22 protein-coding genes are annotated in these 23,286 nt (G+C 70.2%); 19 read left to right on the forward strand and 3 right to left on the reverse strand.

Going from position 1 to position 23,286, the window contains the following annotated elements:
- Window positions 1-137 precede the first annotated feature (137 nt).
- The 3 genes from AB0I69_RS17355 to thrS all read left to right on the forward strand — a co-directional run bounded on the left by AB0I69_RS17355 (window position 138) and on the right by thrS (window position 4,026).
- A complete protein-coding gene (locus AB0I69_RS17355) occupies window positions 138-704 on the forward strand; it encodes a DUF4365 domain-containing protein (RefSeq protein WP_200689140.1) in 567 nt (188 codons plus the stop codon).
- Entirely contained in the window at window positions 701-1,924 is a 1,224-nt protein-coding gene (locus tag AB0I69_RS17360; RefSeq protein ID WP_363096480.1) for a hypothetical protein, read from the forward strand. The genes AB0I69_RS17355 and AB0I69_RS17360 overlap by 4 nt, the downstream gene beginning before the upstream one ends.
- 125 nt (window positions 1,925-2,049) lie before the next feature.
- Window positions 2,050-4,026 (forward strand): threonine--tRNA ligase, encoded by a 1,977-nt coding sequence (thrS, locus tag AB0I69_RS17365; RefSeq protein ID WP_363096481.1) that lies wholly within the window; start codon window positions 2,050-2,052, stop codon window positions 4,024-4,026.
- A 52-nt stretch (window positions 4,027-4,078) separates the two neighbouring features.
- Here thrS and AB0I69_RS17370 read toward each other — a convergent pair whose 3' ends face one another.
- Window positions 4,079-4,735, reverse strand: coding sequence for a potassium channel family protein (locus tag AB0I69_RS17370; RefSeq protein WP_363096482.1), 657 nt, complete (start codon window positions 4,733-4,735; stop codon window positions 4,079-4,081).
- A 67-nt stretch (window positions 4,736-4,802) separates the two neighbouring features.
- Here AB0I69_RS17370 and AB0I69_RS17375 point away from each other — a divergent pair, with 67 nt between their 5' ends.
- Complete coding sequence (locus AB0I69_RS17375; protein WP_033282250.1) at window positions 4,803-5,363, forward strand: HIT domain-containing protein; 561 nt, start codon at window positions 4,803-4,805, stop codon at window positions 5,361-5,363.
- 19 nt (window positions 5,364-5,382) lie between these two features.
- On the opposite strand, the gene AB0I69_RS17380 is transcribed toward AB0I69_RS17375, so the two are convergent.
- Together AB0I69_RS17380 and AB0I69_RS17385 are read right to left on the reverse strand one after the other, a co-directional pair.
- Complete coding sequence (locus tag AB0I69_RS17380; protein ID WP_363096483.1) at window positions 5,383-7,047, reverse strand: hypothetical protein; 1,665 nt, start codon at window positions 7,045-7,047, stop codon at window positions 5,383-5,385.
- A gap of 208 nt (window positions 7,048-7,255) precedes the next feature.
- The gene (locus tag AB0I69_RS17385) at window positions 7,256-9,451 is read right to left on the reverse strand and encodes an elongation factor G-like protein EF-G2 (RefSeq protein ID WP_363096484.1); all 2,196 of its coding nucleotides are present in this window, start codon (window positions 9,449-9,451) and stop codon (window positions 7,256-7,258) included.
- Between the two features lie 232 nt (window positions 9,452-9,683).
- Between AB0I69_RS17385 and pgsA the strand changes: the two genes are divergently transcribed.
- From pgsA to AB0I69_RS17460, 15 genes are all read left to right on the forward strand, one after another.
- The gene (pgsA, locus tag AB0I69_RS17390; RefSeq protein WP_363096659.1) at window positions 9,684-10,421 is read left to right on the forward strand and encodes a phosphatidylinositol phosphate synthase; all 738 of its coding nucleotides are present in this window, start codon (window positions 9,684-9,686) and stop codon (window positions 10,419-10,421) included.
- Window positions 10,418-11,329 (forward strand): phosphatidylinositol mannoside acyltransferase, encoded by a 912-nt coding sequence (locus AB0I69_RS17395; RefSeq protein ID WP_363096485.1) that lies wholly within the window; start codon window positions 10,418-10,420, stop codon window positions 11,327-11,329. The genes pgsA and AB0I69_RS17395 overlap by 4 nt, the downstream gene beginning before the upstream one ends.
- Window positions 11,326-12,486 (forward strand): glycosyltransferase family 4 protein, encoded by a 1,161-nt coding sequence (locus AB0I69_RS17400; RefSeq protein WP_363096486.1) that lies wholly within the window; start codon window positions 11,326-11,328, stop codon window positions 12,484-12,486. The genes AB0I69_RS17395 and AB0I69_RS17400 overlap by 4 nt, the downstream gene beginning before the upstream one ends.
- Window positions 12,487-12,488: 2 nt before the next feature.
- Window positions 12,489-13,412, forward strand: coding sequence for a formylglycine-generating enzyme family protein (locus tag AB0I69_RS17405; protein WP_363096487.1), 924 nt, complete (start codon window positions 12,489-12,491; stop codon window positions 13,410-13,412).
- Window positions 13,413-13,437: 25 nt separating this feature from the next.
- Complete coding sequence (locus tag AB0I69_RS17410) at window positions 13,438-13,980, forward strand: hypothetical protein (RefSeq protein WP_363096488.1); 543 nt, start codon at window positions 13,438-13,440, stop codon at window positions 13,978-13,980.
- A 126-nt stretch (window positions 13,981-14,106) separates the two neighbouring features.
- The gene (gene pdxS / locus AB0I69_RS17415) at window positions 14,107-15,018 is read left to right on the forward strand and encodes a pyridoxal 5'-phosphate synthase lyase subunit PdxS (RefSeq protein WP_363096489.1); all 912 of its coding nucleotides are present in this window, start codon (window positions 14,107-14,109) and stop codon (window positions 15,016-15,018) included.
- Between the two features lie 6 nt (window positions 15,019-15,024).
- Window positions 15,025-15,639, forward strand: a complete 615-nt coding sequence (pdxT, locus tag AB0I69_RS17420) for a pyridoxal 5'-phosphate synthase glutaminase subunit PdxT (protein WP_328684491.1) — start codon at window positions 15,025-15,027, stop codon at window positions 15,637-15,639.
- A gap of 51 nt (window positions 15,640-15,690) precedes the next feature.
- On the forward strand, window positions 15,691-16,443 hold the full coding sequence (locus AB0I69_RS17425; protein WP_363096490.1) for a YebC/PmpR family DNA-binding transcriptional regulator: 753 nt from the start codon (window positions 15,691-15,693) through the stop codon (window positions 16,441-16,443).
- Between the two features lie 201 nt (window positions 16,444-16,644).
- The gene (gene ruvC / locus AB0I69_RS17430) at window positions 16,645-17,202 is read left to right on the forward strand and encodes a crossover junction endodeoxyribonuclease RuvC (RefSeq protein WP_363096491.1); all 558 of its coding nucleotides are present in this window, start codon (window positions 16,645-16,647) and stop codon (window positions 17,200-17,202) included.
- A complete protein-coding gene (ruvA, locus tag AB0I69_RS17435) occupies window positions 17,199-17,807 on the forward strand; it encodes a Holliday junction branch migration protein RuvA (protein ID WP_363096492.1) in 609 nt (202 codons plus the stop codon). Before ruvC ends, ruvA begins: the two co-directional genes overlap by 4 nt.
- Before the next feature lie 11 nt (window positions 17,808-17,818).
- A complete protein-coding gene (gene ruvB, locus AB0I69_RS17440) occupies window positions 17,819-18,889 on the forward strand; it encodes a Holliday junction branch migration DNA helicase RuvB (RefSeq protein WP_363096493.1) in 1,071 nt (356 codons plus the stop codon).
- Window positions 18,890-19,053: 164 nt separating this feature from the next.
- On the forward strand, window positions 19,054-19,560 hold the full coding sequence (gene yajC, locus AB0I69_RS17445) for a preprotein translocase subunit YajC (RefSeq protein WP_363096494.1): 507 nt from the start codon (window positions 19,054-19,056) through the stop codon (window positions 19,558-19,560).
- Between the two features lie 143 nt (window positions 19,561-19,703).
- Complete coding sequence (gene secD / locus AB0I69_RS17450) at window positions 19,704-21,482, forward strand: protein translocase subunit SecD (protein WP_363096495.1); 1,779 nt, start codon at window positions 19,704-19,706, stop codon at window positions 21,480-21,482.
- Window position 21,483: 1 nt separating this feature from the next.
- A complete protein-coding gene (secF, locus tag AB0I69_RS17455; RefSeq protein ID WP_363096496.1) occupies window positions 21,484-22,605 on the forward strand; it encodes a protein translocase subunit SecF in 1,122 nt (373 codons plus the stop codon).
- Window positions 22,602-23,141: an adenine phosphoribosyltransferase gene (locus tag AB0I69_RS17460; RefSeq protein WP_363096497.1), complete on the forward strand. Its 540-nt coding sequence runs from the start codon at window positions 22,602-22,604 to the stop codon at window positions 23,139-23,141. Before secF ends, AB0I69_RS17460 begins: the two co-directional genes overlap by 4 nt.
- The last annotated feature ends 145 nt before the right edge of the window (window positions 23,142-23,286 follow it).

Consider the following 23,286-nt stretch of genomic DNA (forward strand, 5'->3'; position numbering starts at 1 on the left):
TGACGTACCGTCTTCTGCCTGTTTGGTGATACCCGGGCTGTTTGCGCCGTACGCCGGAAGGAGACAACAGGAGTACGGGTCTTTGCAGTTCAGCGACCCGGCACAGGGATACACCTGAACTTGGAAGGCTGTTGGTCATGGTGATAGCGCAGCCCGAGCGGGGCGGGCTGCTGCCCGAACGGACGGCACCCCATCGCGGATCGCTCGCCACCACCGCCTGCATGGAAACCTTGCAGGTGGGCTATCTGCACGCCGTCGCCGCCGCGGCCGGCTGCTCGCTGTCGCAACCCTTTCCGGACAACGGCATCGACTGGCACGTCAGTCACGGCTCGCCCGGGCACACGGTGGACGACGAGGTCACGATAAAAGTGCAGCTCAAGTGCACTTACCAGATCCCGCCGAACCCGCCGGGACGTTCCTTCTCCTTCACGCTCGACAACGACCATCTGCGCAAGCTCGCCCGCACACCGGTCTCGGTGCACAAGATCCTGGTCGTGATGCTCGTCCCGCGTTCCCAGGACGACTGGCTGCGCGCCAGCCACGACCGGCTCGACCTGCGGCACTGCTGCTACTGGGTCAACCTCGCCGGTCACGCGATCACCGGCAGGACCCGGACCACCGTGCGCATACCGACCTCGCGCATCTTCGACGACCGGGCGCTGTGCGAGATCATGACGCGGGTCGGGACGGGAGGCAGGCCATGAGGCACCGCTCGGTCGAGGAACACCTGCGGGCGGTACGACCGCATCCCGTGGACGACACGGTGTGGGACCGTGCCCCGGAAGCCGACGAGGTCGACCCCGCCGTCCTCAGCGCCCTGCTGCGCCGGCACGGCTGGCAGCGGCGCGGCGGCGCCGCCGGACGGTACGGCCGCTGGACCCCACCCGGGCCCGGCGGCTCGGCCACCAGCCTGCTGGTTCCCGAGAGCCGGGCCTTCCCCGACAGCGACGACCTCCTCGGCGAGGCGCTCATCGCACTCGCCCGCAGCAACACCCCCTCCGCCCGCGAGGTCCTCGTCGGCCTCGCCGTACCGAGCGACGAGATCCGCTGGTGGCGCGACATCCCCACCGGACCGGCCGGCGCCGCTCCCTGGACGGTGGAAGAGCAACTCCGCGCCGCCGCGCGCCAGATGCTGCTCGCCGCCGCACTCGCCACACGCGCGCGTGCGGGCTACTACGGCGCCCGCCACCGCCGCCCCGCCGCCGCGTCCCTGGAGCACGTCCTCGTCGGCTCCGCCCCCGGTGGCCGGCAACTGACCGCGTTCGTTCCCGTCGACGCCGGGCGCGCCCTTGCCGTACGCCTGCACCAGGCCCTGTACGCCACCCGCGAGGCGATCGACTACGAGCGGGCCACCGGCGGCATGGACGCCTTCGACGGGGCCGTCGAAGCGGGCGTCAGCCGGGAGTTGACCGAAGCCGTCGTCGCCCTGGTGCGCGGCACCGAGGGCGCCCGCATCGCCGTCGAGTGGGCGCCCGCCGCAGGCGTCCCCGAGGGCTGCGCGGCCCCCGCCGAGGCCGTCGAGTTCTCACCCGGCGACCTGCCCGTGCTGCGCGCCGCCGGGGCCCGCTATCTGCGCGAGGAACCGGCCATGCCCGTGCGTATCACCGGCTCGGTGGTGCGGATGCGCAGGTCGGGGCCGCGCGGCGAGGGCACCGTACGGATGCAGGTGATCGCCGGCGCCGAGGTCGGGCACGTCCGGATGACCCTGGACGAGGAGTCGTACCGGATAGCCGGTCACGCCCACCTCGTCGGCCTTCCGGTGCGGGTGCACGGCAGGCTGGAGAGCCGGGGCGGCTTCCGTCGGCTGACCGGCGCCTCCGGCGTCGTACCCGTGCAGGTGGACGAGGCGGAGCGGGACCGGCTGATGAAGTCCCTCCAGGAGAACCTCGACTTCTTCGAGGAGGCGTGCAGCGGGGAGGACTGAGGGAGCGCAGGGGAGCGGGGGCCGGGGGCAACCGTTTCGCGGTGAGCCCCTTAGGGTCGGTACGATCCCCTATTGCGCGCGCTCCCGGTATGGCGCCGCATCCACCCTGCAGTCAGGAGAGACCGGTGTCAGACGTCCGTGTGATCATCCAACGCGATTCCGAGCGGGAAGAGCGCACGGTGACGACGGGCACCACGGCCGCGGAGCTCTTCGCCGGCGAACGCTCGATCATCGCCGCGCGCGTGGCCGGGGAGCTCAAGGACCTGGCGTACGTCGTCTCCGAGGGGGACGAGGTCGAGGGCGTCGAGATCTCCTCCACCGACGGCCTGAACATCCTGCGCCACTCCACCGCGCACGTCATGGCGCAGGCCGTGCAGGAGCTGTTCCCCGAGGCCAAGCTGGGCATCGGCCCGCCGGTCAAGGACGGCTTCTACTACGACTTCGACGTCGAGCGGCCGTTCACGCCCGAGGATCTCAAGGCCATCGAGAAGAAGATGCAGGAGATCCAGAAGCGCGGCCAGCGTTTCTCGCGCCGCGTGGTCACCGACGAGGACGCCCGCGAGGAGCTGGCGAACGAGCCGTACAAGCTCGAACTCATCGGCATCAAGGGCTCCGCGTCCACCGACGACGGCGCGGACGTCGAGGTCGGCGGCGGCGAGCTGACGATCTACGACAACCTCGACGCCAAGACCGGCGACCTGTGCTGGAAGGACCTCTGCCGAGGCCCGCACCTGCCCACCACGCGCAACATCCCGGCGTTCAAGCTGATGCGCAACGCGGCGGCCTACTGGCGCGGCAGCGAGAAGAACCCCATGCTCCAGCGCATCTACGGCACCGCCTGGCCCTCCAAGGAGGAGCTGAAGGCGCACCTCGACTTCCTGGTCGAGGCCGAGAAGCGCGACCACCGCAAGCTCGGCAGCGAACTGGACCTGTTCTCGATCCCCGAGCAGATCGGCTCCGGCCTCGCCGTCTTCCACCCCAAGGGCGGCGTCGTCCGCCGGGTCATGGAGGACTACTCGCGGCGCCGCCACGAGGAAGAGGGCTACGAGTTCGTCTACACCCCGCACGCGACGAAGGGGAAGCTCTTCGAGACGTCCGGGCACCTGGACTGGTACGCCGACGGCATGTACCCGCCCATGCAGCTCGACGAGGGCGTGGACTACTACCTCAAGCCCATGAACTGCCCGATGCACAACCTGATCTTCGACGCGCGTGGCCGCTCGTACCGTGAACTGCCGCTGCGCCTCTTCGAGTTCGGGACCGTGTACCGGTACGAGAAGTCGGGCGTCGTGCACGGCCTCACCCGCGCGCGGGGCTTCACGCAGGACGACGCGCACATCTACTGCACGCGCGAGCAGATGGCCGACGAGCTCGACAAGACGCTCACCTTCGTCCTCAACCTGCTGCGGGACTACGGCCTGACGGACTTCTACCTGGAGCTGTCGACCAAGGACCCGGAGAAGTTCGTCGGCTCGGACGAGGTCTGGGAAGAGGCCACCGAGACGCTGCGCCAGGTCGCCGAGAAGCAGGGGCTGCCGCTGGTTCCGGACCCGGGTGGCGCCGCGTTCTACGGCCCGAAGATCTCCGTCCAGACGAAGGACGCGATCGGGCGGACCTGGCAGATGTCGACGGTCCAGCTGGACTTCAACCTGCCCGAGCGGTTCGACCTGGAGTACACCGGTCCCGACGGCTCCAAGCAGCGGCCGGTCATGATCCACCGGGCGCTGTTCGGATCCATCGAGCGGTTCTTCGCGGTGCTGCTTGAGCACTACGCGGGGGCGTTCCCGGCGTGGCTGGCGCCGGTGCAGGCGGTCGGCATCCCGATCGGGGACGGGCATGTCGAGTACCTGGAGAAGTTCGCCGTAGCGGCGAAGAAGAAGGGGCTGCGCGTCGAGGTCGACTCGTCCTCGGACCGGATGCAGAAGAAGATCCGCAACGCGCAGAAGCAGAAGGTCCCCTTCATGGTCATCGTCGGCGACGAGGACATGAACGGCGGCACGGTGTCCTTCCGTTACCGCGACGGCTCGCAGGAGAACGGCATCGCGTTCGACGACGCCATCGCGAAGATCGAGCAGGTCGTGGCGGACCGGGCGCAGGTCTGAGTCTGTCGTTGCAGGTCTGAGTCTGCTGTTGTTCGGGAGGCCCTCGGGGAGTTCAGATCCCCGGGGGCCTTTCGTCGTCCTCCCGCGTGAAGACCTGTAGCAGCCAGGAGGCGAAGGTTCCGGTGACCGCGCCGAGCAGGGCCAGACCGATGGCCATCATGCCTACGGCGATCAGTCGGCCGAGCGCGGTGACGGGGGCAACGTCGCCGTAGCCGACGGTCGCGAAGGTCGCGCAGGTCCACCACACGGCGTCGCCGAACGTCCTTATCGTCGCGCCCGGGGCCGCGTGTTCCTCGTGGTAGACGGAGAGGGCGCCGGCGAAGCCGAGCAGGACGGTGGACAGGCCGGCGTAGACGATCACGCGCGCGTGCAGCGCGAGCCGGGGCTGTCCGTGCCGTCGTTGCACCGCCTCGTACACCCTGACGACGCGCAGCGGTCGCAGCAGGGGCAGGAGCAGCACCAGGGTGTCCAGCCAGTGCGTGCGGACGAAGCGCAGGCGTTGGCCGCTCAGTCGCCAGCGGACCGCGTAGTCGACGGCGAAGAGGGCCCAGGCGGCGAACAGCACGGCGAGGCAGAGGTCCTGCCAGGTGTCCGGCAGGCCGTGGGCCAGGATGCGGACCGCGTACGCGGCGAGGAAGACCATCGACGCCACGGCGAGGGGGACCTCCGTGTGCTGCTCCCAGCGGGCCTTGCGGCTGTCGTCGTCCATCGGCCCAGCTTGGCGCGGGAGGGGTTTCACGCAACCCCGGCGACACGCCGCGAACGAGCGAAGCCATATGCTTCCTTGCATGACGAGTGAGCCGGAACAGCAGATCGGAGTGGGCACACCGGACGCTTTCCAGCGCCTGTGGACGCCCCACCGGATGGCCTACATCCAGGGCGAGAACAAGCCGACCGGCCCCGGTGCCGACGACGGTTGCCCCTTCTGCTCGATTCCGGCGAAATCGGACGAGGACGGGCTGATCGTCAGGCGCGGTGAGCTGGTGTACGGGGTGCTCAATCTGTACCCGTACAACGGCGGCCATCTGATGGTCGTGCCCTACCGTCACGTCGCCGACTACACCGACCTGACGGACGCGGAGACCGTGGAACTCGCGGCCCTCACCAAGCAGGCGATGACGGCCCTGCGCACCGCGTCCGGCGCCCACGGCTTCAACATCGGCATGAACCAGGGGAGCGTGGCGGGCGCGGGTATCGCCGCCCACCTGCACCAGCACATCGTCCCGCGCTGGGGCGGCGACACCAACTTCATGCCGGTGGTCGGCCACACGAAGGTGCTGCCCCAACTCCTCGCGGACACACGGAAGATGCTCGCGGACGCGTGGCCCACGGCGTGAGCCACGCGACTCCGCCTGGCTACGCGTCGTAGACGTCCGCCTTCTTCGGTGACACCTCCTGCACGCCTCCGCTGAGGGCCGACGAGCGGCTGCTGAACTTCTCCGTGTCCACGCCGTTCTCGTCGAGGACCCGGATCGCCGCCGCGTGCACCACGCGCAGGACCGGTGTCGCGGCGCGCAGCGCGTCGTCCGCCATGAAGCGGTGCCGCCAAGGCTGGTCCGCCCACGCGTGCCGCAGGCCGAACGGCTCGGGCAGGGATATGGAACCGCCGAGCCAGTTCAGCAACGGCGGATACCAGGTGATCGGAGCGCGGACCGCGAGACGTACCACCTCGTCGGTCGGGACCAGCGGGAGCTTGACCTTGCGGGTCTCCCACGGCTTGAGGGTCTTCTGGACGTCCTTCGACGGGGCCTCGGGCTTGCCGGTGAACAGTGAGTTCACGGGACCCAGGGCATGCCCGGTGATCTCGATGCGCAGCGTCTTGTGCAGCACGGTCACCGTGATCATCATCGTGATGACCAACTGGCCTTCCCAGAGCGTCCATTGGACACCCAGGTAGTGCCGGTCACCGGCGCCGAACTGCTGCGTGTTGCAGATGGTCTGTATCGCGTGCGACTTGACCTGGTACGCGTCCACGTCCGTGCCCTCGGGCCGGGACACCGCCTTCGCGCCCTCACCGATCGGCGTGACGACCCAGTGGCGTATGGACGCCTTCGGGAAGCCGCCGGTGTTGATCGTGTTCCGCTCCAGCATGCGCAGGTCGTCGTGGATGTTGCGGATGACGTCCCAGCTGCGGAAGGGGTGGATCTCCCGGTTCTCGTCGCGCGCGATCAGGTCCTCGGCGAGCTGCCAGCTGCCCCAGCGGGTGCCCATGCCGAGGATGCCCTTGGGGCCGGCGTAGAAGATCGAGTTGGACTGCTGCTCGGCGCTGAGCTTGGCCAGGGACTGGCGGAGCTGCTCGGCCTGGGTCTCGCCGGGGCTGGTCGGCACCGCCTCGGGGACCTTGGCGCCGACGCTGCTGCCGGAGAGCAGGCTGTCCCAACGCCCGCGCAGATCCTTCGCGGTGTTCTCGCAGACCTGCTTGGCCCACAGCCAGCCGACCACGGGGAGGACGACGCACGCACGCGCGTACCAGGCCCAGAAGCCGGTGAACGGCATCTTGATCAGGAAGATCACGGCGAAGGCGCCCACGGCCACGAGCAGGGTCGTGGCGAGCGCGCCGGCCCTCTTGTTGGTCTGCGTGCGCTTGTCGATCAGGCTGCGCAGCTGGAAGATCAGCAGCCAGACGACGAGCCCGGGCAGGAACAGCACGCCGCACAGCACCATGATCGTGGACAGCCTGTTGTCCCGGGCCCGGCGGATGTTGTTCGCCGCCAGGGCGTGCTCGACGACGGCCTGTGGTTCGGTGCCGAACGACTGGATGAGCGGCTTGCGTCCGGGGCCGAGCATGCGGGCCACGACAGCCCCGGAGAACGCCTCGCCGAGGTTGGGGCGGAAGAGCGACGCCCACTTGCCCTCGTTGACGGCCGTCTGGTGCCATTCGTTGTCGGCCTTCTTGATGTCGCCCACCGGGTTGTCCCGATAGGCCGCCGACGCCAGCGCGTAGGTCGCCGTCTGCCCCTCGTCGCCGGTACGCGGCACCTGTGGTCCGAAGATGTCCGCGTAACCGCTGTCAACGGTCATTCCCGCCCCCGATCGCCGCTGCTCCCGCTTCTGCGGCTTTCCCGACTTCCGTGCTCCGCACACCTGTTGATCAGGTCATCAGCGTATCGGCAGCGACTGACATTCGTCGGCGGACGCCCGAAGGAGTCCGCCGACACGGAGGAAAGCGTTCCGTTTGAGCCACTTGTGGGTCGCCGCGAGCCACAAGTGAGCCGCCCGGTATCAGCTGCTAGGCGTCGCCCGCCTCTTCGCGGATCCGTTCGGCGATCTGCGGAGGCATCGGTTCATGGCGGGCGTACGCGCGGTTGAAGCGGGCCGTGCCGTGCGAGAGGGAACGGAGGTCGACGGCGTAGCGGCCGATCTCGATCTCGGGCACCTCGGCCCGGATGAGCGTGCGCCCGCCGGTCGTCTGCTCGGTGCCGAGCACCCGGCCCCGCCGCCCGGACAGGTCGCTCATGACCGCGCCCACGTAGTCGTCGCCGACCAGCACGGTCACCTCGGCCACCGGTTCCAGGAGATGGATCTTCGCGTCGATCGCGGCCTCCCGCAGCGCCAGCGCACCGGCCGTCTGGAACGCGGCGTCCGAGGAGTCCACCGAGTGCGCCTTGCCGTCGAGCAGCGTGATCCGTACGTCGAGCAGCGGATGCCCGGCCGCAACTCCCCTCGCCGCCTGGGCCCTTACGCCCTTCTCCACCGACGGGATGAACTGCCGCGGCACCGCGCCGCCGATCACCTTGTCCACGAACTCGATGCCCGTGCCGCCCGGCAGCGGTTCGACCTCGATCTCGCAGATCGCGAACTGCCCGTGCCCGCCGGACTGTTTGACGTGCCGGCCGCGCCCCTGCGCCTTGGCGGCGAACGTCTCCCGTAGGGAGACCTTGTGCGGCACGAGGTCGACCTGGACGCCGTAGCGGCTGCGCAGCCGTTCCAACGCGACGTCCGCGTGGGCCTCGCCGAGGCACCACAGGACGACCTGGTGGGTGTCCTGGTTCTGTTCCAGGCGCATGGTCGGGTCCTCGGCGACGAGCCTGCTCAGGCCCTGCGAGAGCTTGTCCTCGTCCGCCTTGCTGTGTGCCTCGATGGCGAGCGGCAGCAGCGGGTCGGGCATCTCCCACGGCTCCATGAGGAGCGGGTCGTCCTTGGCCGAGAGGGTGTCGCCGGTCTCCGCCCGGGCCAGCTTCGCCACACACGCGAGGTCGCCCGCGATGCAGTGCGTGAGCGGCCGCTGCTGTTTGCCGAAGGGCGCGGACAGGGCGCCGACGCGTTCGTCCACGTCGTGGTCCTCGTGCCCGCGGTCGGCGAGCCCGTGCCCGGAGACGTGGATCGTCTCGTCGGGTCGCAGGGTGCCCGAGAAGACGCGGACAAGGGAGACCCGGCCGACGTACGGGTCGGAGGCGGTCTTCACGACCTCGGCGACGAGCGGCCCGTTCGGGTCGCACGGCTTGAGCTCCCGCGCCCTGCCGTCGACCGTGGTGACCCCGGGCGCCTCGCGCTCCAGAGGGGTCGGGAAACCGCCCGTGATCAGCTCCAGGAGCTCGACCGTGCCGAGGCCCTGCCGGGAGCCCTCGGCGGCGGGGGCGGCGGCCAGCACGGGGAAGAAGACCCCGCGCGCGACGGCCCGCTCCAGGTCGCCGATCAGTGTCTTGACGTCGATCTCCTCGCCGCCGAGATAGCGGTCCATGAGGGTCTCGTCCTCGCTCTCCGAGATGATCCCCTCGATGAGCCGGTTACGGGCCTCCTCGATCCGCGGCAGCTGGTCGGGCCCGGGCTCGGACTCCTTGCGCTCCCCGGACGCGTAGTCGAACAGCTTCTGCGACAGCAGCCCGACCAGACCGGCCACGGGCGCGTGCCCGTCCGGCCCCGGCGCGCCGTGCAACGGCAGGTACAGCGGGAGTACGGCGTCGGGGTCGTCCGCGCCGAACGCCTCCGCGCAGGTCCGCGTCATCGCCTCGAAGTCCGCGCGCGCGGACTCCAGATGCGTGATGACGATGGCGCGCGGCATGCCGACCGCCGCGCACTCCTCCCACACCATGCGGGTCGAGCCGTCCACGCCGTCGGAGGCCGAGACGACGAAGAGGGCCGCGTCCGCCGCTCGCAGACCGGCCCTCAACTCCCCGACGAAATCGGCGTATCCGGGAGTATCGAGAAGATTGACCTTGCACCCGTCCCAGTCGACGGGCACCAGGGAGAGCTGCACCGAGCGCTGCTGCCGGTGCTCGATCTCGTCGTAGTCGGAGACGGTGCCGCCGTCCTCCACGCGGCCCGCCCTGTTCACCGCCCCCGCGGTCAGCGCGAGGGCCTCCACCAGAGTCGTCTTGCCCGATCCGGAGTGGCCGACCAGCACCACATTCCGTACGGACGCGGGGTGGTCGGCCGCTGTAGCCCTGCCGGCGGCTCCGGGGTGTGCGTTCGCCTTGTCGCCCATGGCCTTGCCTCCCGTGCACGGTGAGGTCACTGTGGGCGCGGACACACGCAGCCGCGTGCGGTGGCGGCTCCGATGACGCCCGCGGTGCTTCGAGCTTTCCACTCCCGTCACGGTGCGTCCATACAGCGGACGCGATCCGACCGTGACACCGATGGCATCCCGTCGTGCTGCAGCCATTCAAAACATGGGCACGCGGGTGCCCGGCCGTCGCCCACGCGCGCGCGTGGCTACGATGGGCCAGCCGGTGGCCAGCAGGGGCCGCGCGGCGACACCGACCCTCGGGAAGGCCATGCTGAACAAGTACGCGCGTGCATTCTTCACGCGTGTCCTCACGCCGTTCGCCGCATTTCTGATCCGCCGGGGCGTCAGCCCCGACACGGTCACCCTCCTCGGCACCGCCGGAGTGGTCGCGGGCGCGCTGGTCTTCTATCCCATGGGCGAGTTCTTCTGGGGCACGGTCGTGATCACGCTGTTCGTGTTCTCGGACCTCGTCGACGGCAACATGGCCCGCCAGCTGGGCCGCTCCAGCCGCTGGGGCGCCTTCCTGGACTCCACCCTCGACCGGGTGGCCGACAGCGCGGTCTTCGGCGGCCTGGCCCTCTGGTACGCGGGCGGCGGCGACAACATCGCCCTGTGCGCCGTCTCGATCTTCTGCCTGGCCAGCGGCCAGGTGGTGTCGTACACCAAGGCGCGCGGCGAGTCGATCGGCCTGCCGGTCGCCGTCAACGGCCTGGTCGAGCGGGCCGAGCGGCTCGTGATCTCGCTGGTCGCGTGCGGTCTCGCGGGTCTGCACAAGTTCGGCGTCCCGGGCATCCAGTGGCTGCTGCCCATCGCGCTGTGGGTCGTCGCCGTGGGCAGCCTGGTCACGCTGATCCAGCGGGTCGTCACGGTCCGCCGGGAGGCCGCGGAGGCCGACGCCACGGCAGCCGAGGAGGCCGCGGAACAGCACAGCAGCGGGGCGACCTCGTGAGCAGTGCCCAGGACCGGCTGACGGACGCGCTGTACGGCCTCGGCTGGAGCACCGTCAAGAAGCTCCCCGAGCCGGTCGCGGTCCGGCTCGGCCGCACCATCGCCGACCTCGCCTGGAAACGACGCGGCAAGGGCGTACGGCGGCTGGAGAGCAACTACGCGCGCGTGGTGCCCGACGCGAGCCCCGAGCGCCTCGCCGAGCTCTCGCGCGCGGGCATGCGGTCGTATCTGCGCTACTGGATGGAGTCCTTCCGGCTCCCCGCCTGGAGCGCCGAGCGGATCCGCACGGGCTTCGACTGCAAGGACGTGCACCACCTGACCGACGGCATCGCCTCCGACCGGGGCGTCATCCTCGCGCTGCCGCACCTGGCCAACTGGGACCTCGCCGGCGCCTGGGTCACCACCAAGCTGGACACGCCGTTCACCACGGTGGCCGAACGCCTCAAGCCGGAGACCCTCTACGACCGGTTCGTCGCCTACCGCGAGGGACTCGGCATGGAGGTCCTGCCGCACAGCGGCGGCACCGCCTTCGGCACACTGGCCCGGCGGCTGCGGGACGGCGGCCTGGTCTGCCTGGTCGCCGAGCGCGACCTGTCCGCCTCCGGGGTCGAGGTGAAGTTCTTCGGCGAGGCCACCCGGATGCCCGCGGGACCGGCCCTCCTCGCCCAGCAGACGGGCGCGCTGCTGCTCCCGGTGACGCTCTGGTACGACGACTCGCCGGTCATGCAGGGCCGGATCCATCCGCCCGTCGAGGTGCCCGAGTCAGGTGACCGGGCCGAGAAGACGTCTGTCATGACACAGGCGCTGGCCGACGCCTTCGCCACCGGCATCGCCGACCACCCGGAGGACTGGCACATGCTGCAGCGGTTGTGGCTCACGGATCTCGATCCCAGCAAGGGGCCCTCGTGAGGATCGGCATCGTCTGCCCCTACTCCTGGGACGTCCCCGGCGGCGTCCAGTTCCACATCAGAGACCTCGCCGAGTACTTCATCCGGCTCGGCCACGAGGTGTCCGTCCTGGCTCCGGCCGACGACGACACCCCGCTGCCGCCGTACGTCGTCTCGGCCGGCCGTGCCGTCCCGGTGCCGTACAACGGCTCGGTGGCCCGGCTGAACTTCGGCTTCCTGTCCGCCGCCCGGGTCCGCCGCTGGCTGCACGACGGCGAGTTCGACGTCATCCACATCCACGAACCGACCTCGCCCTCCCTCGGTCTGCTGGCCTGCTGGGCCGCGCAGGGCCCGATCGTCGCCACCTTCCACACCTCGAACCCGCGCTCCCGGGCGATGATCGCCGCGTACGCGATCCTCCAGGCCGCGCTGGAGAAGATCAGCGCGCGGATCGCCGTGAGCGAGTACGCCCGCCGCACGCTCGTCGAACACCTCGGCGGGGACGCGGTGGTCATCCCGAACGGCGTCGACGTCGGCTTCTTCGCCCGCGCCGAGCCCAAGCCCGAGTGGCAGGGAGAGACGATCGGCTTCATAGGGCGTATCGACGAGCCCCGCAAGGGCCTCCCGGTGCTGATGGGCGCCTTGCCGAAGATCCTCGCCGAGCGTCCGGGCGCCAGGCTCCTGGTCGCTGGGCGAGGCGACGAGGAGGAGGCCGTCGAGACGCTGCCGAAGGAACTGCGCTCGCGCGTCGAGTTCCTCGGCATGATCAGCGACGACGACAAGGCCCGCTTCCTGCGCAGCGTCGACCTCTACGTCGCGCCGAACACCGGCGGCGAGAGCTTCGGCATCATCCTCGTCGAGGCGATGTCGGCGGGCGCCCCGGTGCTCGCCTCCGACCTGCCCGCCTTCGCGCAGGTACTCGACCAGGGCGCGGCCGGCGAGCTGTTCACCAACGAGGACGCGGACGCGCTCGCCGAGGCGGCCGTACGGCTCCTGGGCGACCCCGAGCGGCTGGCGCAGCTGCGGCGGAGCGGGAGCGCGCATGTACGGCGGTTCGACTGGTCGACGGTCGGGGCCGACATCCTGTCCGTGTACGAGACGGTGACCGCCGGTGCGGCGGCCGTGGCCACCGACGAACGCACCGGACTGCGGGCGCGGTTCGGACTGGCCCGGGACTGAGGATGCCGGGGGAGAACCGTGCGGGGGCGTGCTGTGCGCCCGCGCGCGGGGAGGTCGGTTCGCTTTTCCAACTCACAGCTCCGGGCGGCCGATTCACCTCTCCTGCGAGCCGTGACGGCACCTGCGCGATCGCCCTCCCCGGCGGCGAGTTCCGCATGGGCGACGCCTTCGACGAGGGCTACCCGGAGGACGCCGAGGGACCCGTCCGGACCGTCACCGTGGAGCCGTTCCGCATCGACACGACCGCTGTCACCAACGCGCGCTTCGCGCACTTCGTCGAGGACACCGGATACGTCACCGAGGCGGAGCGGTACGGCAGTTCGTTCGTCTTCCACCTGCTGCTGCACCCCCGCGCGCGGGACGCCGTGTTCGGCCAGGTCGAGGCGGCACCCTGGTGGCTCGGTGTGGAAGGCGCCTCCTGGAGCGCGCCGGAGGGCCCCGGCTCCGAGGTCACGGGCCGCGCCGACCACCCCGTCGTGCACGTCTCGTACCGCGACGCCCTCGCCTACTGCGCCTGGGCGGGCGCCCGGCTGCCCACCGAGGCCGAGTGGGAGTACGCGGCACGCGGCGGCCTCGACGGACGGCGTTACCCCTGGGGCGACGACTTCGCCCCCGAGCGGCTGAACACCTGGCAGGGCGACTTCCCGAGGGTCAGCACCCGCCCCGGCGGAGCCACCGGAACCGTCCCCGTGGACGCGTACGAGCCCAATGGCTTCGGTCTGTTCAACACCTCGGGCAACGTGTGGGAGTGGTGCGCCGACCGCTTCGCCCCGGACGGCGAGCAGCGCGTGATCCGCGGCGGCTCGTACCTCTGCCACGCCTCCTACTGCCACCGCTACCGGGTCGCGGCCCGCTCGAAGAACACCCCCGACTCGTCGACGGGGCACGGCGGTTTCCGGTGCGCGTGGGACCTGACGGGGCGGTGACCGCGGGCGGGTAGCCTTGCCGCCCGTGACCGCAACCCTGATCTGGATCCTCGTCGCCCTCGTGGCGATCGGCCTGTACCTGAGCTGGACCGCGGGACGGCTCGACCGGCTGCACGCCCGGATCGACGCGGCCCGCGCGGCACTCGACGCCCAACTGCTCCGCCGCGCCTCGGTGACCCAGGAACTGGCCACCTCCGGAGTCCTCGACCCGGCCGCCTCGATCGTCCTCTACGAGGCCGCGCACGCCGCCCGACAGGCCGAGGAGGAGCAACGGGAGGTCGCCGAGAGCGAGTTGAGCCAGGCCCTGCGCGCCGTCTTCGCGGAGGCCCCGCAGGTCGAGGGCGTCCGCGAGGCACCCGGGGGAGAGGCGGCGGCCCGCGAACTGACCGAGGCCGTACGGCGGGTGCCCATGGCCCGGCGCTTCCACAACGACGCCGTACGCGCCGCCCGCGCCCTGCGTCGGCACCGCAAGGTCCGCTGGTTCCGGCTGGCCGGACACGCCCCCTTCCCGATGGCCTTCGAGATGGACGACGAGCCGCCGGCGGCACTGGTCGACCGGGCCGCGTAGCGGTCACCCCGGGGCACAGCGGTTCGAAAACGATCCACCGCCTACCCATTGGCCCTTGCTGTGGCCTGCATCTCTGGCGTTTGCTCGGTATCGCAGAAACCCTCTTTCACCGAGTGAGGTCACCCCGTGTCCAGCATCCCCAGCTTCGCCCAGACCCCCGAGACCGGCAGCGCGCGCGTGAAGCGCGGCATGGCCGAGCAGCTCAAGGGCGGTGTGATCATGGACGTGGTCAACGCCGAACAGGCGAAGATCGCCGAGGACGCCGGTGCCGTGGCGGTCATGGCGCTGGAGCGGGTCCCCGCCGACATCCGCAAGGACGGTGGCGTGGCCCGGATGTCCGACCCGACGATGATCGAGGAGATCATCGAGGCGGTCTCCATCCCGGTCATGGCCAAGTCCCGCATCGGCCACTTCGTCGAGGCCCAGGTCCTGCAGTCCCTCGGCGTCGACTACATCGACGAGTCCGAGGTCCTCACCCCGGCCGACGAGGTCAACCACAGCGACAAGTTCGCCTTCACGACCCCGTTCGTCTGTGGTGCCACCAACCTGGGCGAGGCCCTGCGCCGCATCGCCGAGGGCGCCGCGATGATCCGCTCCAAGGGCGAGGCCGGCACCGGCAACGTCGTCGAGGCGGTCCGCCACCTGCGCCAGATCAAGAACGAGATCGCCAAGCTGCGCGGCTTCGACAACAACGAGCTGTACGCCGCCGCCAAGGACCTCCGCGCCCCGTACGAGCTGGTCCGCGAGGTCGCCGAGCTCGGCAAGCTCCCGGTCGTCCTGTTCTCCGCCGGTGGCGTCGCCACCCCCGCCGACGCCGCGCTCATGCGCCAGCTCGGCGCCGAGGGCGTCTTCGTCGGCTCCGGCATCTTCAAGTCCGGCGACCCGGCCAAGCGCGCCGCCGCCATCGTGAAGGCGACCACCTTCTACGACGACCCGAAGATCATCGCGGACGCGTCCCGGAACCTCGGCGAGGCCATGGTCGGCATCAACTGCGACACCCTCCCCGAGGCCGAGCGCTACGCCAACCGCGGCTGGTAACCACCCATGGCAGATGTGTCTTCAGCCCCTGTCATCGGAGTCCTGGCCCTCCAGGGCGACGTACGGGAGCACCTGATCGCCCTGGCCGCGGCGGACGCCGTGGCCAGGCAGGTCAGACGCCCCGAGGAACTCGCCGAGGTGGACGGTCTCGTCATCCCCGGGGGTGAGTCGACCACCATCTCCAAGTTGGCCGTCCTCTTCGGAGTGATGGACCCCCTCCGGGCACGCGTGCGTGCCGGGATGCCCGTCTACGGCACCTGTGCCGGCCTGATCATGCTCGCCGACAAGATCCTCGACCCGCGCTCGGGCCAGGAGACGATCGGCGGCATCGACATGATCGTGCGCCGCAACGCCTTCGGGCGGCAGAACGAGTCCTTCGAAGCAGCTGTCGACGTCCGGGGCATTGAGGGCGATCCTGTGGAGGGCGTCTTCATCCGTGCCCCCTGGGTCGAGTCCGTCGGTGCCGAGACCGAGGTCCTCGCCGAACACGAGGGCCACATCGTCGCGGTCCGCCAGGGCAACGCGCTCGCCACGTCGTTCCACCCGGAACTGACCGGCGACCACCGCGTGCACTCCCTGTTCGTCGACATGGTGCGCGCGAACCTGGCTCCGGGGTCCTAGTAGGATCTCTGGGGTTCGTTAAGAGTTGGGTTACGCGAAGGAGACAGGCAGATGTCCGGCCACTCTAAATGGGCTACGACGAAGCACAAGAAGGCCGTGATCGACGCCAAGCGCGGCAAGCTCTTCGCGAAGATGATCAAGAACATCGAGGTCGCGGCCCGCACCGGTGGCGCCGATGTGTCCGGCAACCCGACGCTGTTCGACGCCATCCAGAAGGCCAAGAAGAGCTCGGTCCCGAACAAGAACATCGACTCCGCGGTCAAGCGCGGCGCAGGTCTCGAAGCCGGTGGCGCCGACTACGAGACGATCATGTACGAGGGTTACGGCCCGAACGGTGTCGCGGTGCTCATCGAGTGCCTCACCGACAACCGCAACCGCGCCGCCTCGGACGTCCGCGTCGCCATGACCCGCAACGGCGGCAACATGGCCGACCCCGGCTCCGTCTCGTACCTCTTCAACCGCAAGGGTGTCGTCGTCGTCCCCAAGGGCGAGCTGTCCGAGGACGACGTCCTGGGTGCCGTGCTCGACGCGGGCGCCGAGGAGGTCAACGACCTCGGTGAGGCCTTCGAGGTCATCTCCGAGGCCACCGACCTGGTCGCGGTCCGCACCGCGCTGCAGGACGCCGGCATCGACTACGACTCCGCCGACGCCAACTTCGTCCCGACCATGCAGGTCGAGCTCGACGAGGACGGCGCCCGCAAGATCTTCAAGCTGATCGACGCCCTGGAGGACAGCGACGACGTGCAGAACGTCTTCGCCAACTTCGACGTCAGCGACGAGGTCATGGAGAAGGTCGACGCGTAGCGCTGCCGCGAGCTGAGCGGGATTTCGGCGGGCCGACGGGACACGTCCCGTCGGCCCGCCGCCGTTGTCGGTGGCAGCGGATAGCCTGGCGGAAGTCAAAGATCACCGACCGCGGACCGAAACCATCAATTGAGGAACCCCGACGGTGCTCAGCCAGGTCCGCGAGAGCGGCGGCGGTTTAGCCGCAAAGAGGGGGTTGGTGTGCGGGTACTGGGAGTCGACCCCGGTCTGACGCGATGCGGTGTCGGTGTCGTCGAAGGCGTCGCGGGCCGGCCGCTCACCATGGTCGGCGTCGGTGTCGTACGGACCCCGGCGGACGCCGAGTTGGGCCTGCGCCTGGTCGCCATCGAGCAGGGCATCGAGGCGTGGCTGGACGAGCACCGGCCCGAATTCGTCGCCGTGGAGCGGGTGTTCAGCCAGCACAATGTGAGCACGGTGATGGGCACCGCCCAGGCCAGCGCCGTCGCCATGCTGTGCGCCGCCCGCCGCGGCATCCCGGTCGCCCTGCACACCCCCAGCGAGGTCAAGGCCGCCGTCACCGGCAGCGGGCGCGCCGACAAGGCCCAGGTCGGCGCCATGGTCACCCGGCTGCTCCGGCTCGACGCACCCCCCAAGCCCGCCGACGCGGCCGACGCCCTCGCGCTGGCCATCTGCCACATCTGGCGGGCCCCCGCGCAGAACCGCCTCCAGCAGGCCGTCGCCCTGCACGCAGCCAAAGCACCGAACGCATCCAAGGCATCGAAAGGCCGTACCGCATGATCGCCTTCGTCAGCGGCACGGTCGCCGCACTCGCTCCCGACGCCGCGGTGGTCGAGGTCGGCGGTGTCGGCATGGCCATCCAGTGCACGCCGAACACGCTGTCCACGCTCCGCCTCGGCAAGCATGCCAAGCTCGCCACCTCGCTCGTCGTACGGGAGGACTCGCTCACCCTGTACGGCTTCGTGGACGACGACGAACGCCAGATCTTCGAGCTGCTCCAGACCGCGACCGGCGTCGGCCCCAGGCTCGCGCAGGCCATGCTCGCCGTGCACACCCCGGACGGCCTGCGCCGAGCCGTGGCCTCCGGTGACGAGAAGGCGCTGGTGGCCGTTCCGGGCATCGGCAAGAAGGGCGCGCAGAAGCTGCTGCTGGAGTTCAAGGACCGGCTCGGTGCACCGGTGGGGTCCGCCCCGGCGATCGGCGCCCCGGTCACCAGTGGCTGGCGCGATCAGCTGCACGCCGCGCTGATCGGCCTTGGGTACGCCACGCGCGAGGCCGACGAGGCCGTGGCCGCCGTAGCACCGCAGGCGGAGGCCGCCGGGGGCAAGCCGCAGGTGGGGCAGTTGCTGAAGGCGGCCCTGCAGACCCTGAACCGCGCCCGCTAGGAGAACCGTCAGTGAACTGGGACGACACGACCGACGAGACCGCCGCCGAGCGGCTGGTGGGCTCTGTCGCCGACCGCGAGGACCAGGCCGTCGAGGCCGCCCTGCGCCCCAAGGACCTGGGCGAGTTCATCGGCCAGGAGAAGGTCCGCGAACAGCTCGACCTGGTGCTGCGCGCCGCACGCGCGCGTGGCGCCACCGCCGACCATGTGCTGCTCTCCGGTGCCCCCGGCCTCGGCAAGACCACCCTCTCGATGATCATCGCGGCCGAGATGGAAGCCCCGATCCGCATCACCAGCGGCCCCGCCATCCAGCACGCCGGCGACCTCGCCGCGATCCTCTCCTCCCTCCAGGAGGGCGAGGTCCTCTTCCTCGACGAGATCCACCGCATGTCCCGGCCCGCCGAAGAGATGCTCTACATGGCGATGGAGGACTTCCGCGTCGACGTCATCGTCGGCAAGGGCCCCGGCGCCACCGCGATCCCCCTCGAACTGCCGCCGTTCACCCTGGTCGGCGCCACCACGCGCGCGGGACTGCTGCCGCCCCCGCTGCGCGACCGCTTCGGCTTCACCGCGCACATGGAGTTCTACGAGCCGACCGAGCTGGAGCGCGTCATCCACCGCTCGGCGAACCTCCTCGACGTGGAGATCGACCCCGCCGGCGCCGCCGAGATCGCCGGCCGCTCCCGCGGCACACCCCGTATCGCCAACCGGCTGCTGCGCCGCGTACGGGACTACGCGCAGGTCAAGGCCGACGGCTTCATCACCCGGGACATCGCCGGGGCCGCCCTCAAGGTCTACGAGGTCGACGGCCGCGGCCTCGACCGGCTCGACCGCGGTGTCCTCGAAGCCCTGCTCAAACTCTTCGGCGGCGGCCCGGTCGGCCTGTCCACGCTCGCCGTCGCCGTGGGGGAGGAGCGCGAGACCGTGGAAGAGGTCGCCGAACCCTTCCTCGTACGGGAGGGGCTGCTCGCCCGCACCCCGCGCGGACGCGTGGCCACCCCCGCCGCGTGGGCGCATCTCGGCCTCACCCCGCCCCGCTCGTCAACCGGGGGAAACGGACAAGGGGACCTGTTCGGGGCGTGACGGCGGGGGCACTGGCCGGGTCAGGAACCCCGGTGCCATGCTGTGCGTTGTTCCATCAGCGTGGACTCGCTTAGACTCCGCCGATGCCGCCCTTGTGGGCGGCGCCGACCACCCCCATCCACCAGGCCGCTCCCGCCGCGGTTGTGCGAAGGAAATTCCGTCCCGTGAATATCGTGACCCTCCTCCCGTTCATCGTGCTCATCGGGGCCATGTTCCTGATGACCCGCTCTGCCAAGCGCAAGCAGCAGGCGGCCGCGTCGATGCGAAGTGACATGCAGCCCGGCACCGGCGTCCGCACGATCGGGGGCGTGTATGCGACGGTCAAGGAGGTCAACGAAGAGACGGTCCTTCTCGACGCCGGCCCGGGCGTCGAGCTTCTCTTCGCGAAGAACGCGATCGGCGCCGTCCTCACCGACGACGAGTACAACCGCATCGTCCACGGCATCGAGCACGACCTGAAGGACGACGCCGACATCGTCCCGGACGACGCCTCCTCCCTCACCGAGACCGACGAGCCCGCCGCCGACTCTTCCGACGACAAGCCCATCGACCTCGGCAAGAAGGACGCGGCCGACGAGCCGGCCGACGCCACCGAGGAGCAGGCTGAGGCCGCCGAGGCCAAGACGGACGAAGAGCCGAAGAAGACCGACGGCGACTCCGACGCGAAGTAGTTCACGTCCCGGGAGCGCGGCGCGACCCGCTCGCGCCCCGCGCACCCCGGGTACGTGCGTCGCTCGCACGGGATCCCGACACCATGTCATGGCCGCAGGCGCGCTGACCCGGCGCGGAGCGGCCCGAGAGGGAGTACGAGAAGGTGGCAGCACCTAAGAGGGGCCGTAGCGCGAGCGCCCAGAGCAAGCCGGGGCGCTCGCTGGCCCTCATCCTGATCGCCATCGTGGCGCTCACCGGTGGCATGTTCGCATCCGGGCACACCACTCCGCGTCTCGGCATCGACCTGGCCGGCGGCACGAGCATCACCCTCCGGGCCGTCCCGGAGAAGGGCCAGGAGTCCGCGGTCAACAAGACCAACATGGACACCGCGGTCGACATCATGAACCGCCGTGTCAACGGTCTTGGTGTCTCGGAGGCCGAGGTCCAGACGCAGGGCACCCGGAACATCATCGTCAACATCCCCAAGGGCACGAACTCGGAGGAAGCGCGCCAGCAGGTCGGTACCACGGCCAAGCTGTACTTCCGCCCGGTCCTGGCCACGGAGGCCTCGGCGGGCGCCGCGACGGCAAGCCCGTCGCCGAGCACGTCCAGCAGCGCCTCCAGCAGCTCGTCGAGCTCCGCCAAGCCCAAGGCGACCGGGTCCTCCTCCAGCTCCGCGACTCCGTCGGCCACCGCCACCTCTCAGGGCCGTGCCGTCAGCGACGCCCTGAAGGCCGCCGCCACCTCGTCCGCGAGCCCCAGCGCCACGGCCTCGTCGAGCGCCTCCCCGTCGGCGACCAGCAGCAGCGCCGCCAGTGCGGCCGCCGCCAAGCTGGAGGCCCAGTACACCGCGCTCGACTGCTCCAAGAAGTCGGTCCAGAACACCGCGGGCAAGGACTCCAAGGCCACCGACGCGACCGTGGCCTGCGGCAAGGTCTCCGGCGTCTGGTACAAGTACCTGCTCGGCCCCGCCGCCGTGGACGGCACCGATGTCAAGAAGGCCTCGGCCGTCTTCAACACGACGTCCGCCGCCGGCTGGCAGGTCACCATGGACTTCACGGGCGGTGGTTCCAAGAAGTTCGCCACGATCACCGGCGAGCTGGCGAAGAACACCTCCCCGCAGAACGAGTTCGGCATCGTCCTCGACGGTCAGGTCGTCTCCAGCCCGTTCGTCCAGGGCGCCATCACGGGCGGCAACGCGGAGATCTCCGGCAGCTTCACCCAGGAAGAGGCCCAGAGCCTCGCCAACATGCTGTCGTACGGCGCCCTGCCGCTGACCTTCCACGAGGACAGCGTCACCACGGTGACCGCGGCCCTCGGCGGTGAGCAGCTGCACGCCGGTCTGATCGCGGGCGCGATCGGCCTCGCGCTGGTCGTCATCTACCTGCTGATCTTCTACCGAGGCCTGTCGGTCATCGCGATCCCCTCGCTGCTGGTCTCCGCGATCCTCACGTACGTGATCATGGCGCTGCTCGGCCCGGGCATCGGCTTCGCGCTGAACCTGCCGGCCGTCTGCGGTGCGATCGTCGCGATCGGTATCACCGCGGACTCGTTCATCGTGTTCTTCGAACGCATCCGGGACGAGATCCGCGAGGGCCGCTCGCTGCGTCCCTCCGTCGAGCGGGCCTGGCCCCGCGCCCGGCGCACCATCCTGGTCTCCGACTTCGTGTCGTTCCTCGCCGCCGCGGTGCTGTTCATCGTCACCGTCGGCAAGGTCCAGGGCTTCGCGTTCACCCTTGGTCTGACCACCGTGCTCGACGTGGTCGTCGTCTTCCTCTTCACCAAGCCGCTGATGACCATCCTCGCCCGCAGGAAGTTCTTCGCGGACGGCCACAAGTGGTCCGGCATCGACCCGAAGGCGCTGGGCGCCAAGCCGCCGTTGCGCCGCACCCGCCGCCCCGCCGGTTCTGCCGCGGGCCCTGTCGACCCGAAGGAGGCGTGAGATGTCGAAACTCGGCAGCATCGGCGCCCGACTGCACCGCGGCGAGGTCGGGTACGACTTCGTCGGCAATCGCAAGATCTGGTACGGCATCTCGATCCTGATCACCATCACGGCCATCCTCGGCCTGACGGTGCGCGGCCTGAACATGGGCATCGAGTTCCAGGGCGGCGCCGCCTTCACCACGCCGAAGCACATGAGCGCCTCGGTGAGCCAGGCGGAGAAGTACGCCCAGGACGCCTCCGGCCACGACGCGGTCGTCCAGAAGCTCGGCGACGGCAGCCTGCGCATCCAGATCGCCGGCATCGACACCGACAAGTCCGACAGCATCAAGACGCAGCTGGCCAAGGACCTGAACGTCAGCTCCGAGAACATCGCAGCGGACCTGGTCGGCCCCAGCTGGGGTGACCAGATCGCCAACAAGGCCTGGGAGGGCCTGGCGATCTTCATGGTGCTGGTCGTGATCTACCTGGCGATCGCCTTCGAGTGGCGCATGGCCCTGGCCGCGCTCGTCGCCCTGATCCACGACATCACCATCACCATCGGCATCTACGCCCTCGTCGGCTTCGAGGTCACGCCCGGCACGGTGATCGGTCTGCTGACCATCCTCGGTTACTCGCTCTACGACACGGTCGTCGTCTTCGACAGCCTCAAGGAGCAGACCAAGGACATCACCAAGCAGACCCGCTGGACCTACAGCGACATCGCCAACCGCTCGATCAACGGCACCCTGGTCCGCTCCATCAACACCACGGTGGTCGCGCTGCTGCCGGTCGGGGCCCTGCTGTTCATCGGTGGCGGTTTCCTCGGCGCGGGCGTCCTCAACGACATCTCGCTGTCGCTGTTCGTCGGCCTCGCGGCCGGTGCGTACTCCTCGATCTTCATCGCCACGCCGCTCGTCGCCGACCTCAAGGAGGCCGAGCCGCAGATGAAGGCGCTCAAGAAGCGCGTCCTCGCCAAGCGTGCCCAGGCCGCCGCGCAGGGCGATCAGCCGGAGCCCGAGGCCACCGACCGCTCGGACGACGACTACGACGAGCCCGAGGACGCGGCAGCCGTCGTGGGCCCGCGCACCCAGCCGGCGTCCCGCAACCGCGGCCGTGGACGCCCCTCCGGGAAGCGCCGATGACCGGCATCCAGGAGCTGCTGCTCAGCCGTATCCGTGATGTGGCCGACTACCCGGAGCCGGGCGTGATGTTCAAGGACATCACCCCGCTCCTGGCGGACCCGGCCGCGTTCACGGCCCTCACTGACGCGCTCGCCGAGATCGTCGTGACCACCGGCGCCACGAAGGTCGTGGGCCTGGAGGCCCGCGGCTTCATCCTCGGCGCCCCGGTGGCCGTCCGCGCGGGCGTCGGCTTCATCCCCGTACGCAAGGCGGGCAAGCTCCCCGGAGCGACCCTCAGCCAGGCGTACGACCTGGAGTACGGCTCCGCCGAGATCGAGGTGCACGCCGAGGACCTGTCGGCCGGCGACCGCATCCTGATCGTCGACGACGTCCTGGCCACGGGCGGCACCGCAGAGGCCTCGATCCAGCTGATCCGCCGGGCGGGCGCCGACGTCGCCGGCCTCGCGGTCCTGATGGAACTCGGGTTTCTGCAGGGACGCTCCCGCCTGGAGCCGGCACTGGGCGGGGCACCGCTGGAGGCACTCCTCGTAGTCTGACGCGAACGCGTGACGCAACGGCCGTCCCTGGCCCAGGGGACGGCCGTTGCGCATGTCACGGGCCTCGGTGCCACCCCCTGAGGGGCGCGGGGAACTGCGCGACCAGCCACGGCGAGGCCGCACTCGCCAACGACCTCGGACCCCA

This window comes from Streptomyces sp. NPDC050508 (genome assembly GCF_040655155.1).
In the GTDB taxonomy this organism is placed as follows: Bacteria; Actinomycetota; Actinomycetes; order Streptomycetales; family Streptomycetaceae; genus Streptomyces.

Coding starts and splice junctions, on each gene's coding strand:
- AB0I69_RS17355 (WP_200689140.1), top strand. CDS start 138: ATGGTGATAGCGCAGCCCGAGCGGGGCGGGCTGCTGCCCGAACGGACG.
- AB0I69_RS17360 (WP_363096480.1), top strand. CDS start 701: ATGAGGCACCGCTCGGTCGAGGAACACCTGCGGGCGGTACGACCGCAT.
- AB0I69_RS17370 (WP_363096482.1), bottom strand. CDS start 4,735: ATGGACGACGACAGCCGCAAGGCCCGCTGGGAGCAGCACACGGAGGTC.
- AB0I69_RS17375 (WP_033282250.1), top strand. CDS start 4,803: ATGCTTCCTTGCATGACGAGTGAGCCGGAACAGCAGATCGGAGTGGGC.
- AB0I69_RS17380 (WP_363096483.1), bottom strand. CDS start 7,047: ATGACCGTTGACAGCGGTTACGCGGACATCTTCGGACCACAGGTGCCG.
- AB0I69_RS17385 (WP_363096484.1), bottom strand. CDS start 9,451: ATGGGCGACAAGGCGAACGCACACCCCGGAGCCGCCGGCAGGGCTACA.
- pgsA (WP_363096659.1), top strand. CDS start 9,684: ATGGGCCAGCCGGTGGCCAGCAGGGGCCGCGCGGCGACACCGACCCTC.
- AB0I69_RS17405 (WP_363096487.1), top strand. CDS start 12,489: ATGCCGGGGGAGAACCGTGCGGGGGCGTGCTGTGCGCCCGCGCGCGGG.
- pdxT (WP_328684491.1), top strand. CDS start 15,025: ATGGCAGATGTGTCTTCAGCCCCTGTCATCGGAGTCCTGGCCCTCCAG.
- AB0I69_RS17425 (WP_363096490.1), top strand. CDS start 15,691: ATGTCCGGCCACTCTAAATGGGCTACGACGAAGCACAAGAAGGCCGTG.
- ruvA (WP_363096492.1), top strand. CDS start 17,199: ATGATCGCCTTCGTCAGCGGCACGGTCGCCGCACTCGCTCCCGACGCC.
- secF (WP_363096496.1), top strand. CDS start 21,484: ATGTCGAAACTCGGCAGCATCGGCGCCCGACTGCACCGCGGCGAGGTC.
- AB0I69_RS17460 (WP_363096497.1), top strand. CDS start 22,602: ATGACCGGCATCCAGGAGCTGCTGCTCAGCCGTATCCGTGATGTGGCC.